Genomic DNA, 410 nt, shown 5'->3' with positions numbered 1-410 from the left:
ACATTGACCAATACCATACCTGCCCGAATGATACCTAGCATCACAATCGGATATTGCAGGACATTGGGCATCATTACTGCCACTTTGTCGCCTTTGACCAGTCCTAACGACTGTAAATAACTAGCAATTTGGCGACTGTATAGGTCTAATTGCTTAAAGCTAATAGACGAACCCATGCAGATATAGGCAGGTTTTTGTCCATAACGGCTAAAGTTACGCTCGAACACTTCAAGTAAAGAGGTACTGTCATCTGGCATGTCGATAGTCGCATCGATACCATAACGCTCATAAGCATTCAGCCAAGGACTGTCGCTGGCTATCGTCGGCATCGTAGGAAAGGTGTTTGTCTCGGTTGCTGACTGAGTATCTTTCGCCACATTGTCGTTGGTTGTCTCTTTATTGATATTGTC

The 410-nt window shown here is 44.4% G+C and carries 1 protein-coding gene; it reads right to left on the bottom strand.

The window, feature by feature from the left end:
• Window positions 1-410 (bottom strand): AMP-binding protein (locus AAEZ03_RS26060; RefSeq protein WP_350582633.1); only part of this gene is annotated, 410 nt, incomplete at both ends.

Origin of the sequence: Pseudomonas sp. HY2-MNA-CIBAN-0224 (assembly GCF_040310285.1) — a bacterium.
Lineage (GTDB): Bacteria > Pseudomonadota > Gammaproteobacteria > Pseudomonadales > Pseudomonadaceae > Aquipseudomonas > Aquipseudomonas helleri.
The sequence above is the reverse complement of the archived record's forward strand: the minus strand, read 5'-3'. Positions and strand labels throughout refer to the sequence as shown.